This is a genomic window from Aminobacter sp. AP02 (genome assembly GCF_003148805.1).
Taxonomy (GTDB): domain Bacteria; phylum Pseudomonadota; class Alphaproteobacteria; order Rhizobiales; family Rhizobiaceae; genus Aminobacter.
In genome coordinates this window covers 16,625-40,638 of sequence record NZ_QGGX01000026.1, presented here as the reverse complement: position 1 = coordinate 40,638, position 24,014 = coordinate 16,625, and the positions used below count along the sequence as shown (strand labels likewise).

General features: G+C 63.5%; 25 protein-coding genes. 18 read left to right on the top strand and 7 right to left on the bottom strand.

The genetic code is table 11. The features are described from left to right. The first annotated feature begins 158 nt into the window (after nucleotides 1-158). Nucleotides 159-1,790 carry an AMP-binding protein gene (locus tag C8K44_RS24165; protein WP_109578331.1) on the top strand — a complete coding sequence of 544 codons (1,632 nt, stop codon included), beginning with the start codon at nucleotides 159-161 and terminating at the stop codon, nucleotides 1,788-1,790. Here the strand turns inward: C8K44_RS24165 and C8K44_RS24160 are convergent. Further along, entirely contained in the window at nucleotides 1,787-3,070 is a 1,284-nt protein-coding gene (locus C8K44_RS24160) for a GNAT family N-acetyltransferase (protein WP_109578330.1), read from the bottom strand. The two genes, C8K44_RS24165 and C8K44_RS24160, sit on opposite strands and share 4 nt — an antisense overlap. Further along, a complete protein-coding gene (locus C8K44_RS24155) occupies nucleotides 3,070-4,479 on the bottom strand; it encodes a lipopolysaccharide biosynthesis protein (RefSeq protein ID WP_199227195.1) in 1,410 nt (469 codons plus the stop codon). Before C8K44_RS24155 ends, C8K44_RS24160 begins: the two co-directional genes overlap by 1 nt. A gap of 93 nt (nucleotides 4,480-4,572) precedes the next feature. Here C8K44_RS24155 and C8K44_RS24150 point away from each other — a divergent pair, with 93 nt between their 5' ends. Both C8K44_RS24150 and C8K44_RS24145 read left to right on the top strand, forming a co-directional pair. Continuing rightward, on the top strand, nucleotides 4,573-4,803 hold the full coding sequence (locus C8K44_RS24150) for a hypothetical protein (RefSeq protein ID WP_109578328.1): 231 nt from the start codon (nucleotides 4,573-4,575) through the stop codon (nucleotides 4,801-4,803). A 103-nt stretch (nucleotides 4,804-4,906) separates the two neighbouring features. Continuing rightward, a complete protein-coding gene (locus C8K44_RS24145; RefSeq protein ID WP_109578327.1) occupies nucleotides 4,907-5,239 on the top strand; it encodes an antibiotic biosynthesis monooxygenase family protein in 333 nt (110 codons plus the stop codon). A 184-nt stretch (nucleotides 5,240-5,423) separates the two neighbouring features. On the opposite strand, the gene secA is transcribed toward C8K44_RS24145, so the two are convergent. Then, nucleotides 5,424-8,147, bottom strand: a complete 2,724-nt coding sequence (secA, locus tag C8K44_RS24140; RefSeq protein ID WP_109578326.1) for a preprotein translocase subunit SecA — start codon at nucleotides 8,145-8,147, stop codon at nucleotides 5,424-5,426. Between the two features lie 236 nt (nucleotides 8,148-8,383). Here secA and C8K44_RS24135 point away from each other — a divergent pair, with 236 nt between their 5' ends. Continuing rightward, nucleotides 8,384-9,298 (top strand): peptidylprolyl isomerase, encoded by a 915-nt coding sequence (locus C8K44_RS24135; protein ID WP_109578325.1) that lies wholly within the window; start codon nucleotides 8,384-8,386, stop codon nucleotides 9,296-9,298. 90 nt (nucleotides 9,299-9,388) lie between these two features. Here C8K44_RS24135 and C8K44_RS24130 read toward each other — a convergent pair whose 3' ends face one another. Beyond that, on the bottom strand, nucleotides 9,389-9,994 hold the full coding sequence (locus C8K44_RS24130) for a TetR/AcrR family transcriptional regulator (protein WP_109578324.1): 606 nt from the start codon (nucleotides 9,992-9,994) through the stop codon (nucleotides 9,389-9,391). A 98-nt stretch (nucleotides 9,995-10,092) separates the two neighbouring features. On the opposite strand from C8K44_RS24130, the gene C8K44_RS24125 reads away from it, so the two are divergent. The 6 genes from C8K44_RS24125 (at nucleotide 10,093) to C8K44_RS24100 (ending at nucleotide 13,556) form a co-directional block, all read left to right on the top strand. Further along, nucleotides 10,093-10,326 (top strand): hypothetical protein, encoded by a 234-nt coding sequence (locus C8K44_RS24125; RefSeq protein ID WP_109578323.1) that lies wholly within the window; start codon nucleotides 10,093-10,095, stop codon nucleotides 10,324-10,326. Nucleotides 10,327-10,428: 102 nt separating this feature from the next. Further along, entirely contained in the window at nucleotides 10,429-11,670 is a 1,242-nt protein-coding gene (gene argJ, locus C8K44_RS24120; protein ID WP_109578322.1) for a bifunctional glutamate N-acetyltransferase/amino-acid acetyltransferase ArgJ, read from the top strand. Further along, nucleotides 11,670-12,452 carry a GNAT family N-acetyltransferase gene (locus tag C8K44_RS24115; RefSeq protein ID WP_199227198.1) on the top strand — a complete coding sequence of 261 codons (783 nt, stop codon included), beginning with the start codon at nucleotides 11,670-11,672 and terminating at the stop codon, nucleotides 12,450-12,452. The genes argJ and C8K44_RS24115 overlap by 1 nt, the downstream gene beginning before the upstream one ends. 1 nt (nucleotide 12,453) lies before the next feature. Beyond that, nucleotides 12,454-12,867 carry a (deoxy)nucleoside triphosphate pyrophosphohydrolase gene (locus C8K44_RS24110; protein WP_109578320.1) on the top strand — a complete coding sequence of 138 codons (414 nt, stop codon included), beginning with the start codon at nucleotides 12,454-12,456 and terminating at the stop codon, nucleotides 12,865-12,867. Between the two features lie 50 nt (nucleotides 12,868-12,917). After that, nucleotides 12,918-13,286: a hypothetical protein gene (locus tag C8K44_RS24105; protein ID WP_348626353.1), complete on the top strand. Its 369-nt coding sequence runs from the start codon at nucleotides 12,918-12,920 to the stop codon at nucleotides 13,284-13,286. 93 nt (nucleotides 13,287-13,379) lie between these two features. Further along, nucleotides 13,380-13,556: a Flp family type IVb pilin gene (locus C8K44_RS24100; protein ID WP_109578319.1), complete on the top strand. Its 177-nt coding sequence runs from the start codon at nucleotides 13,380-13,382 to the stop codon at nucleotides 13,554-13,556. A 1-nt stretch (nucleotide 13,557) separates the two neighbouring features. Here the strand turns inward: C8K44_RS24100 and C8K44_RS24095 are convergent, their stop codons facing one another. Next, nucleotides 13,558-14,430: a methyltransferase domain-containing protein gene (locus C8K44_RS24095; protein ID WP_109578318.1), complete on the bottom strand. Its 873-nt coding sequence runs from the start codon at nucleotides 14,428-14,430 to the stop codon at nucleotides 13,558-13,560. Nucleotides 14,431-14,486: 56 nt separating this feature from the next. On the opposite strand from C8K44_RS24095, the gene C8K44_RS24090 reads away from it, so the two are divergent. From C8K44_RS24090 to C8K44_RS24075, 4 genes are read left to right on the top strand one after another with little or no spacing between them, the layout of a single operon-like run. Beyond that, nucleotides 14,487-15,272 carry a ComF family protein gene (locus C8K44_RS24090; protein ID WP_109578317.1) on the top strand — a complete coding sequence of 262 codons (786 nt, stop codon included), beginning with the start codon at nucleotides 14,487-14,489 and terminating at the stop codon, nucleotides 15,270-15,272. A 26-nt stretch (nucleotides 15,273-15,298) separates the two neighbouring features. Beyond that, nucleotides 15,299-15,562 (top strand): glutaredoxin 3, encoded by a 264-nt coding sequence (gene grxC, locus C8K44_RS24085; RefSeq protein ID WP_109578316.1) that lies wholly within the window; start codon nucleotides 15,299-15,301, stop codon nucleotides 15,560-15,562. A gap of 15 nt (nucleotides 15,563-15,577) precedes the next feature. Continuing rightward, a complete protein-coding gene (locus tag C8K44_RS24080) occupies nucleotides 15,578-16,444 on the top strand; it encodes a carbon-nitrogen hydrolase family protein (RefSeq protein ID WP_109578315.1) in 867 nt (288 codons plus the stop codon). After that, entirely contained in the window at nucleotides 16,441-16,866 is a 426-nt protein-coding gene (locus C8K44_RS24075; protein WP_109578314.1) for a DUF1178 family protein, read from the top strand. The genes C8K44_RS24080 and C8K44_RS24075 overlap by 4 nt, the downstream gene beginning before the upstream one ends. Before the next feature lie 162 nt (nucleotides 16,867-17,028). Here C8K44_RS24075 and C8K44_RS24070 read toward each other — a convergent pair whose 3' ends face one another. After that, the gene (locus tag C8K44_RS24070) at nucleotides 17,029-17,376 is read right to left on the bottom strand and encodes an MmcQ/YjbR family DNA-binding protein (RefSeq protein WP_109578313.1); all 348 of its coding nucleotides are present in this window, start codon (nucleotides 17,374-17,376) and stop codon (nucleotides 17,029-17,031) included. Between the two features lie 87 nt (nucleotides 17,377-17,463). Next, the gene (ubiG, locus tag C8K44_RS24065) at nucleotides 17,464-18,210 is read right to left on the bottom strand and encodes a bifunctional 2-polyprenyl-6-hydroxyphenol methylase/3-demethylubiquinol 3-O-methyltransferase UbiG (protein ID WP_109578344.1); all 747 of its coding nucleotides are present in this window, start codon (nucleotides 18,208-18,210) and stop codon (nucleotides 17,464-17,466) included. 195 nt (nucleotides 18,211-18,405) lie between these two features. On the opposite strand from ubiG, the gene C8K44_RS24060 reads away from it, so the two are divergent. The 4 genes from C8K44_RS24060 (at nucleotide 18,406) to prmC (ending at nucleotide 23,942) form a co-directional block, all read left to right on the top strand. Beyond that, nucleotides 18,406-19,659 carry an aspartate kinase gene (locus C8K44_RS24060; RefSeq protein ID WP_109578312.1) on the top strand — a complete coding sequence of 418 codons (1,254 nt, stop codon included), beginning with the start codon at nucleotides 18,406-18,408 and terminating at the stop codon, nucleotides 19,657-19,659. An 80-nt stretch (nucleotides 19,660-19,739) separates the two neighbouring features. After that, entirely contained in the window at nucleotides 19,740-22,013 is a 2,274-nt protein-coding gene (gene ptsP / locus C8K44_RS24055) for a phosphoenolpyruvate--protein phosphotransferase (RefSeq protein ID WP_109578343.1), read from the top strand. Further along, the gene (prfA, locus tag C8K44_RS24050) at nucleotides 22,010-23,089 is read left to right on the top strand and encodes a peptide chain release factor 1 (protein ID WP_109578311.1); all 1,080 of its coding nucleotides are present in this window, start codon (nucleotides 22,010-22,012) and stop codon (nucleotides 23,087-23,089) included. Before ptsP ends, prfA begins: the two co-directional genes overlap by 4 nt. Beyond that, nucleotides 23,082-23,942 (top strand): peptide chain release factor N(5)-glutamine methyltransferase, encoded by an 861-nt coding sequence (gene prmC, locus C8K44_RS24045; RefSeq protein ID WP_109578310.1) that lies wholly within the window; start codon nucleotides 23,082-23,084, stop codon nucleotides 23,940-23,942. Before prfA ends, prmC begins: the two co-directional genes overlap by 8 nt. Nucleotides 23,943-24,014: the final 72 nt, after the last annotated feature.

The window sequence follows — 24,014 nt, the reverse complement described above, 5'->3', positions numbered from 1 at the left end:
GCCCCCAGTCGCTTCATCTTTTTGGAAGCTCGACCGCAAATCAGCGGGATATCTTGACGCGCCATGGGGCAGGGGCTACGCGACAGTCCTGTTCACTACGCCCAAGACATCCGTACTTGGCGCCAAGTCCCCTCGCGGAGGAGCGGAGACGACCGTCCATGCTCGAACGGCGCGACACTTACGATGCGCTTTATCGCGACTTCCGCTGGAATATCCCGCAAAAGTTCAACATCGGCACCGCAGTTTCCGACCACTGGGCATCAGTCGATCCTGACCGCACCGCGCTGCTCGATTACCGTATCGACGGGGCAGCGGAAAAGCTCAGCTTCGGCGAACTGTCGCGCCGCTCCAATGCTTTCGCCAACGCACTGCGCGCCAGGGGCGTGCGCCGTGGCGACCGCGTCGCGCTGCTGTTGCCGCAGAGTTTCGAAACCGCCATCGCCCATGTCGCGATCTACAAGCTTGGCGCGATCGCCGTGCCGCTGGCGCTGCTGTTCGGCGTCGAGGCGCTCGAATACCGCCTGCAGACCGCAGGCGTGCGGGCGATCGTCACCAATGAGGCCGGTTTCGCCAAGGTGAGCCAGATCGACGGGCGGCTGCCCGAACTTGAGACCATCGTGGTGGTAGGCGGCGGCGACATTGGCGACTTCCACCGGCTGCTGGCATCGCATTCGCCTGTTTTCAACGCCGAGGACACCGGTCCCGACGATCCGGCGATGATGATCTTCACCTCCGGCACCACCGGCCCGCCCAAGGGCGCGCTACATGGCCACCGCGTCCTGCTAGGCCATCTGCCGGGCATCCAGATGGCGCATGAATTCCTGCCGCAGCCTGGCGATCTGATGTGGACTCCCGCCGATTGGGCCTGGGCCGGCGGCCTGCTCAATCTGCTGCTGCCCGGCCTCTATCTCGGCCTGCCGGTGGTCGCTGCCCGTTTCGACAAGTTCGATCCCGAGGCAGCGCTGCTGCTGATGGAAAAGATGAAGGTGCGCAATGCCTTCATCCCGCCGACGGCCTTGCGCATGCTCAAGGTTGTGCCCGACATCCGCAAGCGCTTCCGGCTCGATCTGCGCAGCATAGGCTCTGCCGGCGAGGCTCTAGGCCGCGAGACCTATGACTGGGCGGCGGCCGGGCTGGGCCTCGTTGTCAACGAGTTCTACGGCCAGACCGAATGCAACGCGGTGCTTGCCTCATGCGCCGCACTTGGCGTCAGCCGTGGCGGAGCCATCGGCAAGGCCGTTCCCGGGCACCGTGTCGCCATCATCGACGGCGAGGGGCGTCGCGTGCCTTCTGGCGAGCCCGGCCAGATCGCCATCGCCCGGCCCAACCCGGTGATGTTCCTCGAATATTGGCAAAGCCCCGAGGCGACGGAAAACAAGTTCATCGGCGAGTGGATGACCACCGGCGACCAGGGTGTCGAAGACAAGGACGGTTACGTCGCCTTCTTTGGCCGCGACGACGACGTCATCACCTCCGCCGGCTTCCGCATCGGCCCCGGCGAGATCGAGGACTGCCTGACCGGCCATCCCGCGGTGGCGCTCGCCGCAGCCGTCGGCAAGCCCGACGCGCTGCGCACCGAGATCGTCAAGGCCTATGTCGTACTCAAGGATGGGGTTTCGGGCGATGTGGCGCTCGCCGAGGAGATCAGGCTTTGGGTGCGCGAGCGGCTGTCGGCGCATGAGTATCCGCGCGAGGTCGAATTCGTCGATTCGATGCCGCTGACAACCACCGGCAAGGTGATTCGCCGCATCTTCCGCGACCGCGCCAGGCGCGAAGCAAAGAAGCTCTAGCGCTTCTTGAGCAGCCCGCGCATCCGGTCGCGCAGCTTGACGGCGAGCTTGCGCGTCTCACGGTGGAGGTGCAGCTGCGAGGCCGCCTGACGCGTCGCGCGGTCGGCGTCGGGCGTCAGCCCAACGACGAAGGTGCCCATCGGCTTGCGCTCGCTCCACAGCTTGCCGATCATCGGGTGGTCCGGCACAGCGCAGGAGTCGGTCATCATGATGTTGGGGTCTTCAAGGTGCTGGGCGGTCACCGCCATCATCAACATCACGCCCGGGGAAAAAGCTGACAGCGTCTCGTCATAGGCGGTCTTCCAGGTATAGGCGACGCCCGCCTCGACAAACACGACGAGGCTGGCGATGGTGCGTCCGTCGAGTGTCAGCGAATGGATGCGGCACATGTCCTGCTCGGACATCCGGTGCACCGCCTCGCGCGCGAAGGCGGCGCGGTAGCGGTCTATCGCCATGGCGGTGCGCTTGCGGCCCTTCCAGCCGGAGGCTTCCAGTGTCAGGAACTGTTCGATGGCGTGGCGCACGTCGTCCTGGGTGCGGGCGACCTTGTGCTCGACAACGCCCTGTTCGGCGAGCCTTCGGCCGAGGCGGCGGAATTCCTTGTAGTGGCGGTTTCCGAGCGATGCCTTGAGATACTCCTCGCCTTCGGCCTCGCTTTCGAGGAAGGGCCGGTCGAACTGGCCGGTGATGACCAAAGGCAGCCCCCGACTTTCGGCGGTGGCGCTCAGCATGCGCGCCACGGCACCGTCGAGGCGCATGTCGGGCAGAACGAACACGCGTGGCAGCTTGAGATGAGGCCGTGCCAGCATGGCGAAGAAGTCGGCGATCACGCCTTCCGGGTCGTCGCGGTCAAGCAGCGGGGTGCCGAGCGGGCCGAACGGGCTCGACCAGGTCCGCATCACCGGTACGCCAAGCGGTATCGCGGGGCGCTCGACCGAATAGGGCACGAGCAGCCTGAGCCGGCTGCGGAACTCGTTGCCGTCGCGGATGACGGCCAGGCGCACCTCGCGGTCTTCCAGCCTGGGCATGGCGGGTGCCAGGAAACGCGGATTGAAGAAGACGTTGGGCTCGATGGTGCGGGCGCAAAGATGGTCGAGTTCCTCGACCAGGTCGAAGCCGGCGGAGGCAGGATAGATCGCAAGGCGCCTGAGCGGACGCTCGCTCGCGGTCAATTCGACATGGGCAAGATCGGCGAGGCCGGCTGGAACCCCAGCGATGCCGGCGATCATCGACCCAACCGAGCCGCCACTGGTCTCTTCGAGAATCGGGATGGCTGCCATCAGGCCTTCTCCGGGACGCGTCGGACAGGAATGAACAGGACCATCACGATGCCGAGCTTGCGCCATACGGTGAATGACAGCGCGGACGCCTCGAAGATCATGGCCGCCGAGGTGGCGATAGCAGCGCCCCACAGTCCGAGTGTGGGGATCAGGACGATGTTGAGGCCGATGTTGAGCGCTAGTGTTGCGGCATAGACCATGGCGCAGACATTCTGGTAGCCGCTCATCGTCAACAGGCTTTCGCAGGGACCGACCGCCGAGCGCGCGACCACTGCCGTCACCAGCAGGAACAGCAGCGGATAACCTTCGTCGAAGCCTGGGCCGAACATGCCGATCAGCGGCTGGCCAAACAGCAGCACCAGAATTCCCATCAACAGCGACGGCCAGAACGTCCATGATGCCGTTTCGCGGGCAAAGCCAGCCAGGTTTTCCGGCTCGCTGTGGGCAATCTGCGCGTAGCGCTGCGCAACGCCGGCCTTGACGGCGAAATAGACGAAATGGACCAGCGCCAGCGTCTTCACCGTGGCGAAATAGACAGCGACCTTGTCGGGCGGCATGTAGAAGCCGACCATCAGCACGTCGGCATTGGTGAGCAGGAAAAAGAAGCTCTCCACCAGAAAGATCGGCAGTGAAATCTTGAGCCAGTAGCCGAGATGGATCTTGCGGGGGCCATCGGGAATGCGCTTGTCGGTACGCCCGGTGATGCCGACGAACTGGGCAAGGGTGGTCACGTAGGTGGCCGCGATCGAGGCAATCACCGCAGTTTCGGCCGTTGGCGCAAGGCCAGTCATGACAGCCGCTGCCATGAACACCAAGATCAGCACCGGGCGTATGATGTAAGTCGGCACGAGGGCCGAAAAAGCCCAGGAATTGGCGCGCGCCAGGCCTTGCAGTACGTCCGACAGCGCCAGCATGGGCAGGCAGAACATGCCAAGTGCGAATGGCACGATGTAGTAGCTTTCGATTCTGCCGGAGAAAAGCCAGACCCCTGCGACGCCGAGCGCTGCGATGGCGGTGGATGCGGCCAGCACGAACAGCCGGCTGGCCAGCAGTACGCCGCGCAATTCGGCATGCATGCCTTTTTCGCGGTACTCTGAGATGAAGCGGATGATCGAGGTGTGGAAGCCGAGGCAGGACAGCGAGCCGACGATGATCATCGTCACCCACACCAGCACGAAGATGCCGTATTCGAAGCCGCCCATCCAGCGTGCCAGAAGCACCTGGCTGACAAAGGCGATGGCTGCACTGACGATGCGCACGGCAAAGGCAATCAGCGACATGCGGCCGGCTTCGCCACGTTCGTCGGCGCTGAAGACGACAGCGTCGATGCGGCGCAACAATGGCATGACGCGCGAAGCAATTCGCTCCGGAAGCCACCGTTCAGCCGTCATAGCCGCGGAAAAGCGCAACCAAACACTCCATCTTCTGCGATTTTCGCTGACAGCATCTACCCAACACCCATTAAGAAACGGTTGGATGCAAATTGGGGCAGGGACAGCGCGATGATAGCCCAGCAAGAACGCAAATCGATGCTGCGGGCCCATTCGATCGGGCCCAGGATGATCAGCTACCTCGAAGAGATCGGCATCGAGAGGCTAGCCGACCTTCGTGGCGCCGACGCCCATGAGCTGGCCATGCGAATCGACATCGCGCTCGGGCGCAAGCATATGAACAGCCTGGGAGTGGCTGCCCTGCGCAACCTGATCGAGCTGGCAATCAACGAGCCGTCCTGAGCGGTCACAAGAAATTCTTCGGCGGCCTGAAATTGGCCCTTGACCTCAATATTGGTTGAGGTCGCACAACTCCTTTCTCTGAAGCGAAGAGAGGAAGAAGGCGATGAGTCAGGACGCGGGCAAGGCGCAACGTATCTATAGGGTCGACAGGTTCACTGTTCCGGATGGCGCGCGCGTCGAGTTTCTTGGCAGGGTCCGGCAGACGCACGAATTGCTGAGGCAGCAGCCGGGTTTCCTGCAGGACATGCTGCTGGAGCAGACGTCGGAGCCCGGCGCGCTCAACATCATCACCATCGTCGAGTGGGAAAGCGAGGCGGCAATTGCGCCGGCCAAGGCCAGGGTCCAGGCGATGCACGCCCAGGCGAACTTCAACCCGCAGGAATTGATCGCACGGCTCGGAATCAAGGCCGATATCGCCAACTACCGGCACGTATAGGGACGAAAGACCCCGGAAACATCAACGGCGACCCTATTGGAGCGCCGTGCGTCCGGACGGACGCACAAAGGACGCTCTAACAGCTAGGAACAAAACGCATCGGCCCGAAAATCGAATACGATTTTCGGGCCGATGCGTTGGGTCGCCGTTGTATTTTCCAAGCTGGCTTTGTGCCGGCTGCCGATCAGGCGAAGGTGCCGTGGCAGTGCTTGTATTTCTTGCCCGAGCCGCAGGGGCAGGGTTCGTTGCGGGCAACCTTGCCCCAGGTCGAAGGCTCGTTGGGGTCGCGGTCTTCGGCGGCGACTACGCGTGCGTCCTGCAACACCGCGAGAGAGCCTTCGCCGAAATCGTCCTCACCGGTGGTGCCGTCGATATGGTGACCGAACATTTCAGGCGTTTCCGGCGGCGGGGCGTCAGCTGCCTGGCGCACCAGCTCGACGCGCATCAGCTGCGCGGTCACGGCCTGGCGCAGATTGCCAAGCATCGCCTGGAACAGCTCGAAGGCCTCGCCCTTGTATTCGTTGAGCGGGTCGCGCTGGGCATAGCCGCGGAAACCGACGACGGAGCGCAGATGGTCGAGATTGACCAAATGCTCGCGCCACAGATGGTCGAGCGTCTGCAGCACGACCGAGCGCTCGACATAGGTCATGACGTCGGGGCCGAAGCGCTCGGCGCGGTCGGCGGCGGCCTTGTCGGCCTCGGCGGTGATGCGCTCGCGCACTTCCTCTTCGGCGATGCCTTCTTCCTTGGCCCATTCCTCGATCGGCAGATCGAGGTTGAGCGACTGGATCACGCCTTCCTTGAGGCCCGCGACATCCCACTGCTCGGCATAGGCGTTTTCAGGGATGTGCTTGGAGACGAGATCCTCGATCACGTCGTGGCGCATTTCGCCGACAGTCTCGGAAAGGCTGGTCGCGTCCATCAGCTCGATGCGCTGTTCGAACACCACCTTGCGCTGGTCGTTCTGGACGTCGTCATATTTGAGCAGGTTCTTGCGGATGTCGAAGTTGCGGGCTTCGACCTTCTTCTGAGCCTTTTCTAGCGCCTTGTTGATCCAGGGGTGGATGATGGCTTCGTCTTCCTTGAGACCCAGCTTCTGCAGCATGCCGTCCATGCGCTCGGAGCCGAAGATGCGCATCAGATCGTCTTGCAGCGACAGGAAGAATTTCGACCGGCCCGGATCGCCCTGGCGGCCGGAGCGGCCACGCAGCTGGTTGTCGATGCGGCGGCTTTCGTGGCGTTCGGTGGCCAGCACGTAAAGACCGCCGGCGGCGAGCGCCTTTTCCTTGAGGCGGGCGACGTCTTCGCGAATCGCCTTTTCCTTGGCTTCGCGCTCGGGGCCTGCCGGCACGTCGGCCAGTTCCTCGGCAATGCGCATGTCGGCGTTGCCGCCGAGCTGGATGTCGGTGCCGCGGCCAGCCATGTTGGTGGCAATCGTGATGGCGCCCGGCTTGCCGGCCTGGGCGACGATCGAGGCTTCACGCTCGTGGTGACGGGCGTTCAGCACTTCGAAGTCCTTGAAGCCGTCCTGGCGCAGGCGCGCGGCGAGCTGCTCGGATTTCTCGATCGAAGTGGTGCCTACCAGCGTCGGCTGGCCCTTGGCGTTGGCCTCCTTGATCTCGCGAACGATCGCCTTGTATTTCTCCTCGACCGTCCGGTAGACCTCGTCGTCCTCGTCGATACGCTTGACCGGGACGTTGGTGGGAACCTCGGTGACGTCGAGATTGTAGATGTTGCCGAATTCTTCGGCTTCCGTCAGTGCCGTGCCGGTCATGCCGGCGAGCTTTTCGTACATGCGGAAGTAGTTCTGGAAGGTGACCGAGGCCAGCGTCTGGTTTTCCGGCTGGATGGCCACGTGTTCCTTGGCTTCGAGTGCCTGATGCAGGCCTTCGGAGAAGCGGCGGCCAGGCATCATGCGGCCGGTGAACTCGTCGATGATGACGATTTCATTGTCCTTGACGATGTAGTCCTTGTCTTTCTGGAAAAGACGGTGCGCCTTGAGCGCATTGTTGACGTGATGGACCATGGCGACGTTCTCCACGTCGTAGAGCGACTCGCCCTTCAGCAAGCCTGCCTCACGCAGCATGTTCTCCATCTTCTCGGTGCCTTCTTCGGTGAAGATGGCGGTCTTCTGCTTCTCGTCGACTTCGTAGTCGGACGGAACCAGGTGGAGAAGGAAGGCATCGACCGTGTTGTACATTTCCGAGCGGTCTTCGAGCGGACCGGAAATGATCAGCGGCGTGCGGGCTTCGTCGACCAGGATCGAGTCGACTTCGTCGACGATCGCAAAGAAGTGACCGCGCTGCACCATCTGGGCACGCTCATACTTCATGTTGTCGCGCAGATAGTCGAAACCGAGTTCGTTGTTGGTGGCGTAGGTTATGTCGCAGGCATAGGCAGCGCGGCGCTCTTCGTCGGACAGGCCATGCACGATGATGCCGACCGAAAGACCAAGGAACTTGTAGAGCCGCCCCATCCATTCGGCGTCGCGTCGGGCCAGGTAGTCGTTGACGGTAACAACATGCACGCCCTTGCCGGTCAGGGCATTGAGGTAGACGGGCAAGGTGGCGACCAGCGTCTTGCCTTCGCCGGTGCGCATTTCGGCGATGCCGCGACCGTGCAGCACCATGCCGCCGATCATCTGGACGTCGAAGGGGCGCATGCCGAGCGCGCGCTTGGCGCCTTCGCGCACCGTGGCGAAGGCCGGGACCAGGAGGTCGTCGAGCGAGGCGCCGTTGGCAATGTCCTTGCGGAACTGCTCGGTGCGCGCCCGAAGCTCGTCGTCGGTCAGCGCCTGCAGTTCATTTTCCATTGCATTGATCGCTTCCACCCGGGGCCGGGTCGACTTGACGCGGCGGTCGTTGGAGGAACCGAAAATCTTACGGGCGAGACCGCCGAGACTGACCATCAAGTGGTCCTTTCAATTCGAATGAAGCCGACTGTCCGCCGGCCGAGCCTGCCGAGGAACCTAGGATGGCAGACTCAACACGAAAAGCGCCCGGAAAACGGTTCTGGACGCGAAGACGATGGACAGATAAGAGGGGCTACAACTTATGTCAACGTCGCAGAGAGCCTGCCGAAGACGCCAAATTCCGCCACATTTAGGTTGATTTGGAAGCGCGGTCATCCCACCGGAGAGTTTAGATGCCTTTTTCGTTCCGTAGCGCCTCGCTTGCCAGCCTAGGGCTCGCCGCTGGGCTCGTGGCGCTGTCGTCGCTGCCAGTCGTCGCGCAGGAGGCTGCGCCAGCAGCCCAGGCCGCAGCTCCCGCTGCTGCGCCGATAGATCCGAACACGATCGTGGCCACCATCAACGGCCAGGATGTTACCGAGGCCGACATCACCTTGGCCGAGCAGGACCTTGGCCAGCAGTTCGGCAACCTGTCGCCCGAACAGCGCCGTGCCGCGGCTTTGTCATCGATCATCGAGATCAGGCTGATGGCTGCCCAGGCAGTTGACAAGGGCCTCGACAAGGACCCTGACTTCAAGCGCCGCCTGGCCTTCCTCGACCAGCGCGCCCTGCATGGCGAGCTGGTTGAAAAGGAAGTCGCCGGCAAGATCACCGACGAAGAGATCCGCGCCCGCTACGACAAGGAAATCGCGGCTCAGAAGCCGGTCAACGAGGTCCATGCCCGCCACATCCTGGTCAAGACCAAGGAAGAAGCCGACGCCATAATCAAGAAGCTCGATGGCGGTGAGGACTTCCAGAAGCTCGCCAACGAAAACACCACCGATCCGTCCGGCAAGACCTCCGGTGGCGACCTCGGCTTCTTCGGCCCCGGCCAGATGGTGCCGGAATTCGAGACGGCGGCGCTCGCCCTTGAAATCGGTGCCTACTCCAAGGAGCCGGTGCAGACCCAGTTCGGCTGGCACATCATCAAGGTGGAAGACAAGCGCACCCAGCAGCCGCCGGCATTCGAAACGGTCAAGGACCAGGTCCGCTCGCTTCTGATCCGCGAAAAGTACATCGAACTGGTCAAGCAGGTCCGCGCCGCCGGCAAGGTCGAGGTCACCGACCCGACGCTGAAGAAGGCGATCGACGCCATCGACGCGTCGAAGTAATTCGTTCCAGGTCACCTCAAAAGGCGGCGCCGATGGTGCCGCCTTTTTTGTTTGTCAAGTCGCGCCAAAAACGTGTCGGGCGGCATCAAATCAGCGCGGTTCTTGGGCTTTGATGCCGTGCACGATTACCCTGATCGCCGCGCGCAAGGTCGCATCGTCCTCGTCAAGCCGGCCGGTGAGCAGATGCACCCAGGCATAGGATGAGACCATGTCGGCGATCTGGCTCGGGTCTATGTCGGCGGCCACTTCGCCGCGCGCTTTTGCGCGCTCGACGATCTTGCCGGTGTTGGCCCTGCGTCCGGCTGCATACTCGGCCAGCGCTTCGGCGGCGCCAGGATCGGATTGGGCCTCTGCCACCAGTGAGCGAAAAATGCCGCCCGAAGGCGTTTGGCGCCAATGGGAAAACAGGCTCTTGGCAAAGCCGAACAGGTCTTCCTCGATGCTGCCGGTGTCGGGGTAGGCGACATCGCCTTTTTGGCGTTGATAAACCTCCAGCAACAGGGACGCCTTGCTTGGCCACCAGCGATAGATCGTCGGCTTGCCGGCGCGGGCGCGGCGCGCGACGGCTTCGATAGAGAAGCCGGCATGGCCATTTTCGCGCAGCACGGCTTCCGCCGCCTCGAGGATCGCCTCGGCGCTTTCGGGGCTGCGCCTCGCGCCGATCGACTTTCGCGCGGTCTCTGCCTCAGTGCTCATCTCGTTCTCCGGTTCGACGGCAACACTATACGACCTCTTGACGAAACGAAACGGTCCGTTTTATATAACGAAACGTTTCGTTCCGATGGAGATTGGAAATGACAGCTTCTTCAACCCGCTTTTCTCGTCCGCGTTTCGCTCTCATGGTCCTGCTTGGCGTCTATCCGCTCATTACCGCTCTTCTCTACGTCATCATGCCGCTGACCGATGGCTGGTCGATCTGGCAGCGCACGCTCCTGATCGCACCCCTGATGGTGACGGCGATGATCTGGGGCCTGATTCCGGCGGTCCAACGCATGTTTCGCGGCTTCCTCAATCCGGCCGTACATTGAGGTGGACCACGCTTTCGTGAGGTGAAAACGCCTTGCGAAGGCTCGCGCTATCGGGCAAACGGAGCCTGCATTCACCGTTTCCCGAGCCCGCAGAGGTTCCTCATGTCGACTACCGTTTCCCCGCTCGCACCGAAGAAATACCCCAAGATGCCCGCCATTGAAGGCGTGCGCATCGCAACCGCCGAAGCGGGGATCAAGTACAAGGGCCGCACCGACGTGCTCGCCATGGTGTTCGACGAGGGGACAGCGGCAGCGGGCGTGTTCACCCGCTCCAAATGCCCCTCGGCACCGGTCGACTTCTGCCGCGAGAACCTTTCGGGCGGCAAGGCGCGGATTCTGGTGGTCAATTCCGGCAATGCCAACGCCTTCACCGGCAAGAAGGGCCGCGAGACGACCACGCTGACCGGCCAGGCGGCTGCCAAGGCTGCCGGCTGCACTCCAGGAGACGTCTTCCTTGCCTCGACGGGGGTGATCGGCGAGCCGCTTGATGCGGGAAAATTCAGCCACCTGCTGTCCGGCATGGTCAAGGATGCCAGGCCCGACCAGTGGACCGAGGCCGCCAAGGCCATCATGACCACCGACACCTATCCCAAGGTGGTCACAGCGACCGTCAAGCTCGGCGACATCGACGTCACCATCAACGGCATCGCCAAGGGTGCCGGCATGATTGCGCCCGACATGGCGACGATGCTGTCCTTCGTCGCGACCGACGCGCCGATCGCGGCCGAAGTCCTGCAGGACATGCTGTCGCGTGGCACCGCCAGCACCTTCAATGCGGTGACCGTCGACAGCGACACCTCGACCTCCGACACGCTGATGCTGTTTGCCACCGGTGCCGCGGGCAAGCGCGGAGCGCCGAAGATTTCGGACCCCAAGGACGCGCGCCTCGCATCGTTCCGCCGCGCGCTCAACAAGATGCTGAAAACGCTTGCGCTTCAGGTCGTTCGCGACGGCGAAGGCGCGCGCAAGCAGGTCGAAGTGACTGTCACCGGCGCCAAGTCGTCGCGCTCGGCCAAGCGCATCGCGCTGTCGATCGCCAATTCGCCGCTGGTCAAGACGGCGGTTGCCGGCGAGGATGCCAATTGGGGCCGCGTCGTCATGGCCGTGGGCAAGGCGGGCGAGCCGGCCGACCGCGATCTCTTGTCGATCTGGTTCGGCGACAACCGCCTCGCTCACAATGGCGAGCGCGATCCGAACTATTCGGAAGCGGCCACCTCGGCCTATATGAAGGGCGACGACATCGTCATACGCGCTGACATCGGCCTAGGTCGTGGCAAGGCGACGGTGTGGACCTGCGACCTGACCAAGGAATATGTCGCCATCAACGGCGACTACCGGAGCTGATAGCCCACGTGAACCAGAACCGCCCGTCGCACGAACTCGCCATTGTCCGCCGCTATGAGGCGGCGGGTTTTCGCGCCTGGCCGGCGGCGGCCGTCCACTATGATGGCACCTGGCTGGTCAGGCTGACAGCCGGCCACCCGGCCAAGCGGCTCAATTCGGTCAATCCGCTGGATCCCGCCGACATCCGCAACATTCCCGACCGCATCGCTCGGGCCAGCCGCCGCTTCGAGGCCTATGGCCGGCCGCTCACCTTCCGCATGTCGCCTTTGTCGGGGCCCGCGATCGCTGCCCATCTCGACCGCGAGCACTGGAGCACCTTTTCGGAATCGATGGTCATGCGGCTGTCGCTCGACGACGACCTCGTCGATAGCGCCATGGACCAGATACCGCTCAAGGACATTGGTCGCTTTGTCAGCGCCTCGATGGCGGTGCATGGGCTCGATGCGACGCTCAGGCCCGGCCTGTCCGAGATCATCGGCGCGATCCAGCCGGAGGCTGGTCTCTTCGTGTTGGAACAGGACGAGCAGCCGGTGACATCGGTAATTTGCGTGCACGACAACGATCTTGCCGGCCTGTTCGAGATTGCCACCACCGAGGCCGAGCGCGGCAAGGGCTTTGGCCGCCGGCTGATCCTGTCGGCCCTGAAATGGGCGCGGCTCAGGGGCGCCCGGCAAGCCTGGCTGCAGGTTGAAGCCGCCAATGAAGGCGCTATCCGCCTCTACACCCGGATGGGCTTCAAGGAAGTCTATCGCTACCACTATCGCCGCCCGCCGGAGGCCTGACTTGACCGAACAGGGAAAACGCCTCCTCCTGGTTGCAGCTTGCGCGCTGGTGGATGCCGACGGCCGCGTGCTTCTTGCTCAGCGACCGCCCGGCAAGTCGCTGGCCGGCCTGTGGGAATTTCCCGGCGGCAAGGTCGAACCGGGCGAAACGCCTGAAGAAACCATCATCCGCGAGCTGCGCGAGGAAATCGGGATCGAAACCAAGGCGGCGTGCCTCGCACCGCTGACCTTTGCCAGCCACACCTACAATGATTTCCATCTGTTGATGCCGCTTTATGTCTGTCGACGCTTCTGGGGCATCCCCGAGCCGCGCGAAGGTCAGGTGCTGAAGTGGGTTCGCCCGAAACAGATGCGCGACTATCCCATGCCGCCAGCGGACGAGCCGCTGATCCCGTTCCTCATCGATCTGCTCTGAACCGAAGCCGTCAGCGTTAAGGCAAAGTTTATCCAAACGTGAAAAATTGAATGGCCGCCGTCGTGGACGGGCTGCGCATCGACACGGCTTTGGGGGCGTTGCCAATGCAGGCTGACAAGGAGTGGGACCTGATCCGACCCGAGCGCCAGTCCTCGACTGTTCGGGCAGGCGCGGGCATGCTGCGCGTCGCGCTGTTGTTCGGTTTTGCCGCCATCGCACTGGCGCTTGTCGCCACGCCCTATCTCGAGGGCAAGACGCGTATGCAGGCCGGTCAGGTCCGGTTCGACGGGCTCGACTACACCACAACCGGCTCGATCGGGCGCAGCTCCAGCTACACCCTGCGCCGCAGCGTGCTGCAGAAAACGCCCCAGTCGGTCTGCATCATCAGCGAGAGCGGTGTGCGCAGCGGCCAATGCTGAGGATGCCGCCTTGGCGCTACACCGTATGTTAAGGGTACGCTGTTAACATTTCTTAATCTGTCTGATCCATGGTGTGTTCAACGAGATGGGTGGATGCGACCGATGATCTGGCGATTCCTCAAGGACGAAAGCGGAGCCACGGCGATCGAATACGGATTGATCGCCGCGCTGATTTCCATTGCGATGATCGGTGGCGTCACAAAGTTCTCCGACCAGCTGAACGCTCTCTGGGGAGACAATGACAGCGAGCTCCGGAAAGCACTGAAGTAGCCTACTTCTTGCCGTTCTCGCCAAGCACCTTGGCCAGCGATACTTGCGCCGAGCCCGGCTTGAGCGGCTTTTGCTGCGAGGGATCTGGCGCCCATCCCGACAGCCAGACGAATGAAAAGCTGGCCCGCACACGCCCGTCAGGGTCGGAATATCGTTCGGCATAAATCTCGGCCGCGCGCTGGAACAGCCGTCGTGTTGCCGGCTTGCGCGACCGGTCGGCAAGCGCACTGGTCACCCCCATCGCCCTCAGGTCGGCCATCAGGCCGAACATGGTGTCGTAGCGCACGGTCACCGACTCTACGTCGGCGACCGGCAGGGCAAACCCCGCGCGCTGCAACAGCCCGCCCGCATCGCGCACGTCGGTAAAGGGAATGACGCGGGGGCTCGCACCCCCTGAAATCTCCGTTTCCGCCGCCAGCAGGCTTTCGCGCAGCTCAACCAGGGTGCCCGCGCCCGCCAGGACGCCGAGAAACAGCCCGTCCGGCTTCAGTGCGCGCCTGATCTGTATCAGTTGGCCGGGAATGTCGTTGGCCTCCTGCAACGCCAGCAGCGAGACGGCGAGATCGATGCTCGCCGGTTCCAGCGCAATCGTCTCGGGATCGGAAACGATGCCCGGACCGCCACCGAGAAAACTCTTGTCGGCTTCGACGCGAACCAGATGGGTGACCTTGCCGCTCGCGGCGAGCACGGCGGTCGCCGCCGGGCTGACGGAAAAAATGGCCGCACCCCGTTCGAACTTGCGCTCCACTGTCGACAGCCGTTCGGCCAGGTCCTCGGCGGCGCGCGCCATCAGAAAATCGGCACCCGCCACCCCTTGCGCTAACGCGCGCCTGCGGTGGGCGATCACGAGGCTGGCGTCGAAAATGGCTTGCACGTGCTGATGTCCTTGTTCGGCGGGTTTCTGCTATGGTCGCCCGACCTCGAACTGTCGTGGCCGATCCGATGCCGGAGATCAAGAGCCTCGCTTTGTCAGTCGCTGCTTGGCCGGCGCGGATGCTGTTTCCGCCGGTGTGCGCCGGTTGCCGCCGTCAGGTCACGCAGCCAGGCGCGCTATGCGGCGCTTGTTGGCCCAAACTGCGTTTCCTCGAAAAGCCGTGGTGCGAGGTGATGGGCACGCCGTTCAGCCACGATTTCGGTGCCGGCTTTTTGTCTGCCGAAGCCATCGCCAACCCTCCGCCTTTCAACAGGGCGCGCGCTGCGGTTGCATATTCGGGCGTCGCCCGTCGGATGGTGCAGGGCCTGAAATTCCACGACCGCACCGATCTCGCGCCATGGATGGCGCGCTGGATGCTCAGGGCGGGGTCAGAGCTCGTCGCCGATGCCGAGGTAGTCGTGCCGGTGCCGCTGCACTGGCGTCGTTTCTACTGGCGCCAGTTCAACCAGTCGGCGGAGCTTGCCCGCACCATCGCCTCGCTCTCGGGCGTGCCTTTCGCACCGGGCGCCGTGCGACGGCTCAAGCCTACGCGCCAGCAGATAGGCCTTGGCCAGCGCGAACGCGAGGACAATGTGCGTGCTGCCTTTTTCGTTCCGTCCGAAGCCGAGGTCGACATCCGGGGCAGGCGGGTGCTTGTCGTCGACGACGTCTATACCACTGGCGCCACGGTCGTGGCGGTGACGCGAGCGCTCAGGAAAAGCGGGGCAAGCGCCGTCGACGTACTGACCTTCGCGCGCGTGCTGCCGGGGGACTTCCGGCCCGACGAGGCAGACACTATATAGTCGACCAAGGACAACGGATTTTCGTCATGGTCGATGTGACTATCTATACGCGCATGATGTGCGGCTATTGCACGGCGGCAAAGCGGCTTTTGGAGCGCAAGGGCGTTGCATTCACCGAGCATGACGCTAGCTTCTCGCCCGAGCTTCGGCAGGAAATGATCACGCGGGCCAATGGCCGCGCGACCTTCCCGCAGATTTTCATCGGCAATACCCATGTCGGTGGTTGCGACGACCTGCATGCGCTCGATGCGCAAGGCAGGCTCGATCAGCTTCTCACGACCGGCGCTTAGACCAGAGGACGAACCATGGCTATTTTCAAGGCGGCAGCAGTGCAGATGCGTTCGGGCAAGGAGCCGGAACGCAACGCCCGCGATTTCGAAGCACTGGTCCGCGAGGCAGCCGGTCTGGGCGCGACCTACGTCCAGACGCCGGAAATGACCGGTGCCATCGTCGGCGACAAGGACGCGCGGGCCGCCGCCTTCACGACAGAAGATCGCGACGTGATCGTCGCCTTGGGTCGCAAGCTTGCCGCCGAACTCGGCATCCACCTGCATGTCGGCTCGACGGCGATCGTCCGCGCCGACGGCAAGCTCGCCAACCGAGCCTTCCTGTTTGGCCCCGACGGCGGCACGCTTGCCGTGTACGACAAGATCCACATGTTCGACGTCGATCTCGACAATGGCGAGAGCTGGCGCGAATCCTCGGCCTATGAGCCGGGCACCGAGGCTGTCGTTGCCGACACCTCGCTCGCCAGGATCGGCTTTGCCATCTGCTACGATTTGCGTTTCCCGCAATTGTTCCGCTCTGAGGCTCTTGCCGGTGCCGAGCTGTTGACCGCTCCCGCCGCCTTCACGCGCCAGACCGGCCTTGCGCATTGGCACGTGCTGTTGCGCGCCCGCGCCATCGAAAACGGCGCCTTTGTCGTCGCTTCCGCCCAGGGCGGCAAGCATGAGGACGGCCGCGAGACCTTCGGCCATTCGCTGATCATCGATCCGTGGGGCCGCATCCTTGCCGAAGCCGCCCATGACGAACCCGGCGTCATCATTGCCGAGATCGACACGCGTCATTCGGCTGATGCGCGCAAGAAGATCCCGAACCTCAAGAACGCGCGCGAATTCAGCGTGTCGCTTCGTGGAGCGGGCGAGGGGGCGCTCAGGGGAGCCGCATCTTGATCCGCTTTTCGCTTCATTGCGACCATGCGCATGACTTTGAAGGCTGGTTCCGCAGCAACGACGACTTTGAAACCCAGCGCAAGCGGGGTTTTGTCGCCTGCCCGGAATGTGGCTCGCAGAAAGTCGAAAAGGCGCTGATGGCGCCTGCGGTCTCGACCTCGCGCAAGCAGGACAAGATCGCCCTCGCCATGGGCGAGCAGCAGCGCAAGATGATGGCAGCACTGAAGGAACTGTCCGAGAAAGTGCGTGAGAACGCCGAAAATGTCGGCGACAAGTTCGCCGAGGAAGCGCGCAAGATCCATTTCGGCGAGACCGAAGCGCGCGGCATCTACGGTGCCGCCACCTTCGAAGAGGCCCAGGGCCTCGCCGAGGATGGCATCGAATTCATGCCGCTGCCGGTGTTTCCCGACGACCGGAACTGAAATCTCTCGCCTGGGTTCGGTCTTGTTTTCGGCGCCGCCTGGCCCTCATGGTGAGCTTGTCGAACCACGAGGGCGCTGGGGCTCGCACTTCAACTCACGAGTCCAATATCCGTGGTTCGACAAGCTCACCATGAGCCGAGCCCGCCGGCCAACCACGCCTCTTCAAACCCCGCCTGCCGACAGATCAAATGCCTTGCGCAAGGTAATGGGCGCCGTGTTGCGCCAGGCCGTCACCAGCGCGCTGCGAAGCGTCTTCTCATCCGCCGCTGCCAGCATCAGCCGGGTCCAGCCCTGCTTGCCCCAGCCGCCGTCCACCGGCTGAAACACTGCCGCCTCGGCTGCGCACATCATCTCTTGCTGGTCGCGCGTCAGCTTGATCACCGCATTGCCGTCCTCGGGCAAGGTGGCGAAGACGCGGTCGCGGACGCGGAAATCGGCTTTGCCGAAATGCGATTTCTCCACCGCCCCGGGCAATTCCAGGGCGATCCGTCTGACATCGTGTGGTGTCATGGCTCTCGATCCCGTCTTGGTGCGCCGTGATGGTGAGGGATCGCGGCGGACCGCGCAAGTTTGCGCGACCCCGTTGCAGGCGGCCCCTCAGGCCGCTTTTTCCGCCAGCACCATGTAGTTGACGTCCATGTCGCGGGATTTCTGCCAGCGATCGGAGAGCGGGTTGTAGGTCACCCCGGTGCGGTCGATGGTGGCGAGGCCGGCACCCACGAGCGCCTTGTCGAGCTCTTCGGGGCGCACAAGCTTGCCGTACTGGTGGGTACCGCGCGGCAGCCAACGCAGCACATATTCGGCGCCCACGATGGCGAGGCCGAGCGCCTTGAAGGTGCGGTTGATGGTGGCCACGAACATGATGCCGCCCGGCTTGACCATTTCGCCGCATTTCTTGACGAACAGCTCGACGTCGGCGACGTGCTCGACGACTTCCATGTTGAGGATGACGTCGAATTTTTCGCCCGCGTCGGCCAGGTCCTCGGCGGTCGTGGCGCGATAGTCCACGCTCACGCCGGCTTCCGCAGCATGAATTTTTGCGACTTCGATGTTGGTCGTCGACGCATCGGCCCCGACGACTTCGGCGCCCAGGCGCGACATCGGCTCGCACAACAGCCCGCCACCGCAGCCGATGTCGAGGATGCGCAGGCCTTCGAATGGCCGCGCGGCGTGCGTGTCGCGGCCGAAGCGCGCCGCGACCTGGTCGCGGATATAACCCAGGCGCACCGGATTGAATTTATGCAGCGGGCGGAACTTGCCGTTGGGGTTCCACCATTCGGCGGCGAGTGCCGAGAACCGCTCGACTTCTCCGGCATCGATGGTCGATGGGCGGGGATCTGGCATGGATGTGGTCTCCTTCGAGCGCAAGGAAGTCGGGTCTGGCGCTCGGATTGTCAAGGCGACAATTTCCGCGCCTTGCGGAAGCTTGCGGTTTTGGCTATGCAGGCCGCGCATTCGACACCGTGCCAAGCATCGGTGTTTTCACTTATTTTCCGGCCCGCTTCGGGCCGGCGTGTATGGCAAGGGCATTTCGCTTCTATGGCGCGCATCGTGATGAAATTCGGCGGGACATCCGTCGCCGACATCGCCCGAATCCGCAACGTGGCGCGTCATGTCAAACGCGAGGTTGACGCGGGCCACGAGGTTGCGGTGGTGGTGTCGGCCATGGCCGGCAAGACCAACGAGCTTGTCGCCTGGACCCGCGAGGCCTCCCCGATGCACGACGCGCGCGAATACGATGCCGTCGTCGCCTCGGGCGAACAGGTGACGGCCGGCCTGTTGGCCCTTGCGCTGCAGAACATCGGCGTCAATGCGCGCTCCTGGCAGGGCTGGCAGATCCCGATCAAGACCGACAACGCCCACGGCGCTGCCCGTATCCTCGACATTGACGGCTCATTCCTGGTCAAGCGCTTCCAGGAGGGCCAGGTCGCAGTCGTCGCCGGCTTCCAGGGGCTTGGCCCCGACAACCGCATCGCCACGCTGGGCCGCGGCGGCTCCGACACCAGCGCTGTTGCCATCGCGGCTGCGGTGAAGGCCGATCGCTGCGATATCTACACCGATGTCGATGGGGTCTATACTACCGACCCGCGCATCGAGCCCAAGGCGCGGCGCCTGTCGCGCATCTCGTTTGAAGAAATGCTCGAAATGGCCTCGCTCGGCGCCAAGGTGCTGCAGGTCCGCTCGGTTGAACTCGCCATGGTGCATCGCGTCCGCACCTTCGTGCGTTCTTCCTTCGAAGATCCGGATGCGCCCGGCATGGGCGATTTTCTCAATCCGCCTGGAACGCTCATTTGTGACGAGGATGAAATCGTGGAACAGCAGGTCGTCACCGGAATTGCCTACGCCAAGGACGAAGCCCAGGTCTCGCTGCGCCGTGTCGCCGACAGGCCGGGCGTGGCAGGCGGGATCTTCGGCCCGCTGGCCGAAGCCAACATCAATGTCGACATGATCGTCCAGAACATTTCCGAGGACGGCAAATTCACCGACATGACCTTCACCGTGCCTTCGGGCGACGTGAACAAGGCGCTGGCGGTGCTTGAGAAGATCCGCCCTGACATCGGCTACGACGCCGTCCAGCACGACGAGGGCATGTCCAAGGTGTCGGTCATCGGCATCGGCATGCGCAGTCATGCGGGCGTCGCTGCAACCGCCTTCCAGGCGCTGGCATCGAAGGGCATCAACATCCGCGCCATCACCACCTCCGAGATCAAGATTTCGATTCTCATCGACGGCCCCTACACGGAACTTGCTGTTCGCACTTTGCATTCCGTCTACGGTCTCGATAAGCAGTAGTATTAGGAGTCGAGCGTCACCGCGTTGCCGGCGTGGCAAGCACGTGCCGCGCCGGGTCCAACCATTGGAGACGGTGAATGATACGTGACATGGCCGCCGGGCCGCGCGTACTTCTGAAACGGCTCCGCGAATTGATGGCGGAGCCCCTCGAGCCACAGGAACGGCTCGACAGGATCGTGCGCGATATCGCCGCCAACATGGTGGCCGAAGTCTGCTCGCTATATGTGCTTCGCGCCGACTCGGTGCTTGAGCTCTACGCCACCGTCGGTCTGAACCCGAATGCCGTTCACCTGGCCCAGCTGCGTCTCGGCCAGGGCCTTGTCGGCACGATCGCGGCGAGTGCGCGCGCGCTCAATCTGTCCAACGCCCAGGAACATCCCGCCTTCGCCTACCTGCCGGAAACGGGCGAGGAGATCTACCACTCCTTCCTCGGCGTGCCGGTGCTCAGGGCAGGGCGCACGCTTGGCGTCCTGGTCGTCCAGAACAAGACCATGCGCCACTACCGCGACGACGAGATCGAGGCGCTTGAAACCACCGCCATGGTCATCGCCGAGATGATCGCATCCGGCGACATCGGCCGCCTCAGCCGTCCCGGCCTCGAACTCGACATGTCGCGCCCGGCCAGCTTCACCGGCATTGCCTTCAACGAGGGCGTCGGGCTCGGCCATGTCGTGCTGCACGAGCCGCGTATCGTCGTCACCAACCTGTTCAACGAAGATAGCGACGAGGAGCTGCGCCGGCTCGAGGATTCGCTTGGTTCCCTGCGCCTGTCGATCGACGACATGCTGGAACGCCGCGACGTCGCCTTCGAAGGCGAGCACCGCGAGGTTCTCGAAGCCTACCGCATGTTCGCCAATGATCGTGGCTGGGTGCGCCGGCTCGAAGAGGCGATCCGCAACGGCCTGACGGCGGAAGCCGCGGTCGAAAAGGTTCAAAGCGACATGCGCGCGCGCATGCTGCACATGACCGATCCCTATCTGCGCGAGCGGATGAGCGATTTCGACGATCTCGCCAACCGCCTTCTGCGCCAGCTCATGGGCCGTGGCCCCGAGACCATCGCCGAATCGCTGCCCAAGGACGCGATCATCGTCGCGCGCTCGATGGGTGCGGCCGAACTGCTCGACTATCCGCGCGACAGGCTTCGCGGCCTGGTGCTGGAGGACGGTGCGCCGACCAGCCACGTCGTCATCGTCGCACGCGCCATGGGCATTCCCGTCGCCGGCCAGATGAAGGGCGCCGTTTCGATGGCGGAAAACGGCGATCCGATCATCGTCGACGGCGTCGAAGGTACCGTTCATCTGCGCCCGCAGGCCGACCTTGAGGCAGCCTACGCCGAAAAGGTCCGTTTCCGCGCCCGCAGGCAGGAGCTCTATCGCGAGCTGCGCAAGAAGCCGTCGCAGTCGAAGGACGGCATCGCCGTCGACCTGTTGATGAATGCCGGCCTTGCCGTCGACCTGCCGCAGCTCGCCGAGGCGGGCGCTGCCGGCATTGGCCTCTTCCGCACCGAACTGCAGTTCATGGTCGCCTCGACCTTCCCGCGCGCCGAAGCGCAGGAAAAGCTCTACCGCGACGTGCTCGACATCGCGCGCGGACGTCCCGTCACCTTCCGCACCATCGACATCGGCGGCGACAAGGTGCTGCCCTATTTCAAGGGCTCGGGCCAGGAAGAAGAAAACCCGGCCCTTGGCTGGCGCGCCATCCGCCTCACGCTCGACCGTCCAGGTCTGCTGCGCACCCAGATCCGCGCGCTGCTCAAGGCCGCCGGCGGACGCGAGCTCAAGGTCATGCTGCCAATGGTCACCGAGCTTGGCGAGATCGCCCAGGCACGCGAGATCATCGACCGCGAGGTCCGCCACCTGTCGCGCTTTGCCCACCACCTGCCGACCAGCCTCAAGCTCGGCGCCATGATCGAGGTGCCTTCCTTGATGTGGCAGCTCGATGAGCTCATGCAGGCAGTCGATTTCGTTTCGGTCGGCTCCAACGACCTGTTCCAGTTCGTCATGGCCGCCGACCGCGGCAACACCCAGCTTGCCGACCGTTTCGACCCTCTGTCGGTACCTTTCCTCAGGGTGCTCAAGCAGATAGCCGATGCCGGGTTGCGCAACCACACGCCTGTCACGCTGTGCGGCGAGCTTGCCGGCAAGCCGATCTCGGCGATGGTACTGCTTGGCCTCGGCTACCGTTCGATCTCGATGTCGCCGGCGTCGATCGGCCCGGTCAAGGCGATGCTGACCGAGCTTCCTCTGGGCGAGTTGAAATCCTTCCTCGACGATAACCTTTCCGGTCCTGCCGCCAGCCTGCCGATGCGCGCGCTGCTCCAGGCCTTTGCGGACGACCGTTCCATACCACTATGATCAGCCTGCCCCATGACCGAATGAACCAAGTCGTCAAGCGCTTCGACATGCTCGAGGCGCAGATGGCTGCCGGCCCCGCCCCCGACGTCTACGTCAAGCTGGCGTCGGAATATTCCGATATCCAGGAGCTTGTCGCCAAGATCCGCGAGCTGCGCGGTGCCGAGCAGGAACTCGCCGATCTCGATGCGATGCTCTCCGACAAGGGCACCGACGCCGAGATGCGCGCGCTTGCCGAAATGGACAAGCCCGACGTCGAGGACCGCATCGAGAGCCTCCAGCACGAAATCCAGATCCTGCTGCTGCCCAAGGATGCGGCCGACGACAAGAACGCCATCCTCGAAATCCGCGCCGGTACCGGCGGCGACGAGGCAGCCCTTTTTGCCGGCGACCTCTACCGCATGTACGAGCGCTACGCTGCCTCGAAGGGCTGGCGTTTCGAAGTGGCGTCGGCCAGCGACGGCGATGCCGGCGGCTTCAAGGAAATCATTGCCACCGTCTCGGGCAAGGGCGTGTTCGCCCATCTGAAGTTCGAGTCGGGCGTCCATCGCGTCCAGCGCGTTCCCGCGACCGAAGCCAGCGGGCGTATCCACACCTCTGCTGCGACCGTTGCCGTCCTGCCGGAGGCCGAGGAAGTCGACATCGACATCCGCGCGGAAGACATCCGCATCGACACGATGCGCGCATCGGGTTCGGGCGGTCAGCACGTCAACACGACCGATTCTGCCGTGCGCATCACCCATCTGCCAACCGGCATCATGGTGGTGCAGGCGGAAAAATCGCAGCACCAGAACCGCGCACGGGCCATGCAGATCCTGCGCGCCCGCCTCTACGACATGGAGCGGAGCAGGGCGGACGAGGAGCGTTCCTCGTCGCGCAAGTCGCAGGTCGGCTCGGGCGACCGTTCCGAGCGCATCCGCACCTACAATTTCCCGCAGGGGCGGCTGACCGACCACCGCATCAACCTGACGCTCTACAAGCTCGACCGGGTGATGATGGGCGAACTCGACGAAGTCATCGACGCGCTGATCTCCGATCACCAGTCGAAGCTGCTGGCCGACATGGGCTCGGATGGCTGAGATAGGCCGTCCGCTCGGCGAACTCCTGCGCCATGCGCGCCAGCGCCTGGCGGGCGCGGGCATCGCCGATGCGGCCTTTGATTCACGGCTGATCGTCGAACATTTTACGGCCACGACACGCACTGACGCGATTTCTTCGCCCGACCGCATCGTCGGACATGTGACCAAGATCGAAGCCGCGCTCGACCGCCGCATCGCGGGCGAACCGGTTCATCGCATCCTCGGCTATCGCGATTTCTATGGCATGCGCCTCAATCTTTCCGTCGAGACGCTCGAGCCCCGCCCCGACACCGAGACCCTTGTCGATGCCGTCTTGCCATTCGTTCATGAGACCGCGGCGCGCCAGGGTATCTGCCGTATCCTCGACCTCGGCACCGGCACGGGTGCGATCGCTCTTGCGCTTGTCACCCAGGAGCCGAAAGCCGTCGCGATCGGCGTCGACGTTTCCGACGACGCTTTGGCGACCGCATCAGTCAATGCCGCGCATCTCGGCGTCGCAAGACGCTTTTCAGCACAAAAATCCGACTGGTTTGCAGAGATAGTTGGCCTGCACCATTTAATCGTCTCAAATCCTCCCTATATACGCTCACGAGAGATCGAGGATTTGCAGAACGAGGTTCGCAATTTTGATCCGCGCCGCGCGCTCGACGGCGGCCCGGACGGTCTTGAACCATACAGAACCATTGCGTCGGGTGCCGCGCGCCATCTTGAGAAGGATGGCCTTGTCGGGCTCGAAATCGGGCATGACCAGCGGCGCGACGTGACTGAGATATTCGAGCAGGCCGGCTACAATTTGTTCACCCAGCACAAGGACTTGGGTGGAAACGACCGGGTGCTCGTGTTCCGGCGCTGACCTGGGCCATTTGGCATCGCAAAAAACCGCTTGGCAAGGAAAGTGAATGTCGCTAGGTTCCGGCAACCGGAT

Excerpts from the sequence above, each read along its gene's own strand:
- C8K44_RS24165 (WP_109578331.1), top strand. The coding sequence starts at position 159 with ATGCTCGAACGGCGCGACACTTACGATGCGCTTTATCGCGACTTCCGC.
- C8K44_RS24160 (WP_109578330.1), bottom strand. The coding sequence starts at position 3,070 with ATGGCAGCCATCCCGATTCTCGAAGAGACCAGTGGCGGCTCGGTTGGG.
- C8K44_RS24150 (WP_109578328.1), top strand. The coding sequence starts at position 4,573 with ATGATAGCCCAGCAAGAACGCAAATCGATGCTGCGGGCCCATTCGATC.
- C8K44_RS24145 (WP_109578327.1), top strand. The coding sequence starts at position 4,907 with ATGAGTCAGGACGCGGGCAAGGCGCAACGTATCTATAGGGTCGACAGG.
- secA (WP_109578326.1), bottom strand. The coding sequence starts at position 8,147 with ATGGTCAGTCTCGGCGGTCTCGCCCGTAAGATTTTCGGTTCCTCCAAC.
- C8K44_RS24135 (WP_109578325.1), top strand. The coding sequence starts at position 8,384 with ATGCCTTTTTCGTTCCGTAGCGCCTCGCTTGCCAGCCTAGGGCTCGCC.
- C8K44_RS24130 (WP_109578324.1), bottom strand. The coding sequence starts at position 9,994 with ATGAGCACTGAGGCAGAGACCGCGCGAAAGTCGATCGGCGCGAGGCGC.
- C8K44_RS24125 (WP_109578323.1), top strand. The coding sequence starts at position 10,093 with ATGACAGCTTCTTCAACCCGCTTTTCTCGTCCGCGTTTCGCTCTCATG.
- argJ (WP_109578322.1), top strand. The coding sequence starts at position 10,429 with ATGTCGACTACCGTTTCCCCGCTCGCACCGAAGAAATACCCCAAGATG.
- C8K44_RS24105 (WP_348626353.1), top strand. The coding sequence starts at position 12,918 with ATGGCCGCCGTCGTGGACGGGCTGCGCATCGACACGGCTTTGGGGGCG.
- C8K44_RS24100 (WP_109578319.1), top strand. The coding sequence starts at position 13,380 with ATGCGACCGATGATCTGGCGATTCCTCAAGGACGAAAGCGGAGCCACG.
- grxC (WP_109578316.1), top strand. The coding sequence starts at position 15,299 with ATGGTCGATGTGACTATCTATACGCGCATGATGTGCGGCTATTGCACG.
- C8K44_RS24080 (WP_109578315.1), top strand. The coding sequence starts at position 15,578 with ATGGCTATTTTCAAGGCGGCAGCAGTGCAGATGCGTTCGGGCAAGGAG.
- C8K44_RS24070 (WP_109578313.1), bottom strand. The coding sequence starts at position 17,376 with ATGACACCACACGATGTCAGACGGATCGCCCTGGAATTGCCCGGGGCG.
- ubiG (WP_109578344.1), bottom strand. The coding sequence starts at position 18,210 with ATGCCAGATCCCCGCCCATCGACCATCGATGCCGGAGAAGTCGAGCGG.
- C8K44_RS24060 (WP_109578312.1), top strand. The coding sequence starts at position 18,406 with ATGGCGCGCATCGTGATGAAATTCGGCGGGACATCCGTCGCCGACATC.
- prfA (WP_109578311.1), top strand. The coding sequence starts at position 22,010 with ATGATCAGCCTGCCCCATGACCGAATGAACCAAGTCGTCAAGCGCTTC.
- prmC (WP_109578310.1), top strand. The coding sequence starts at position 23,082 with ATGGCTGAGATAGGCCGTCCGCTCGGCGAACTCCTGCGCCATGCGCGC.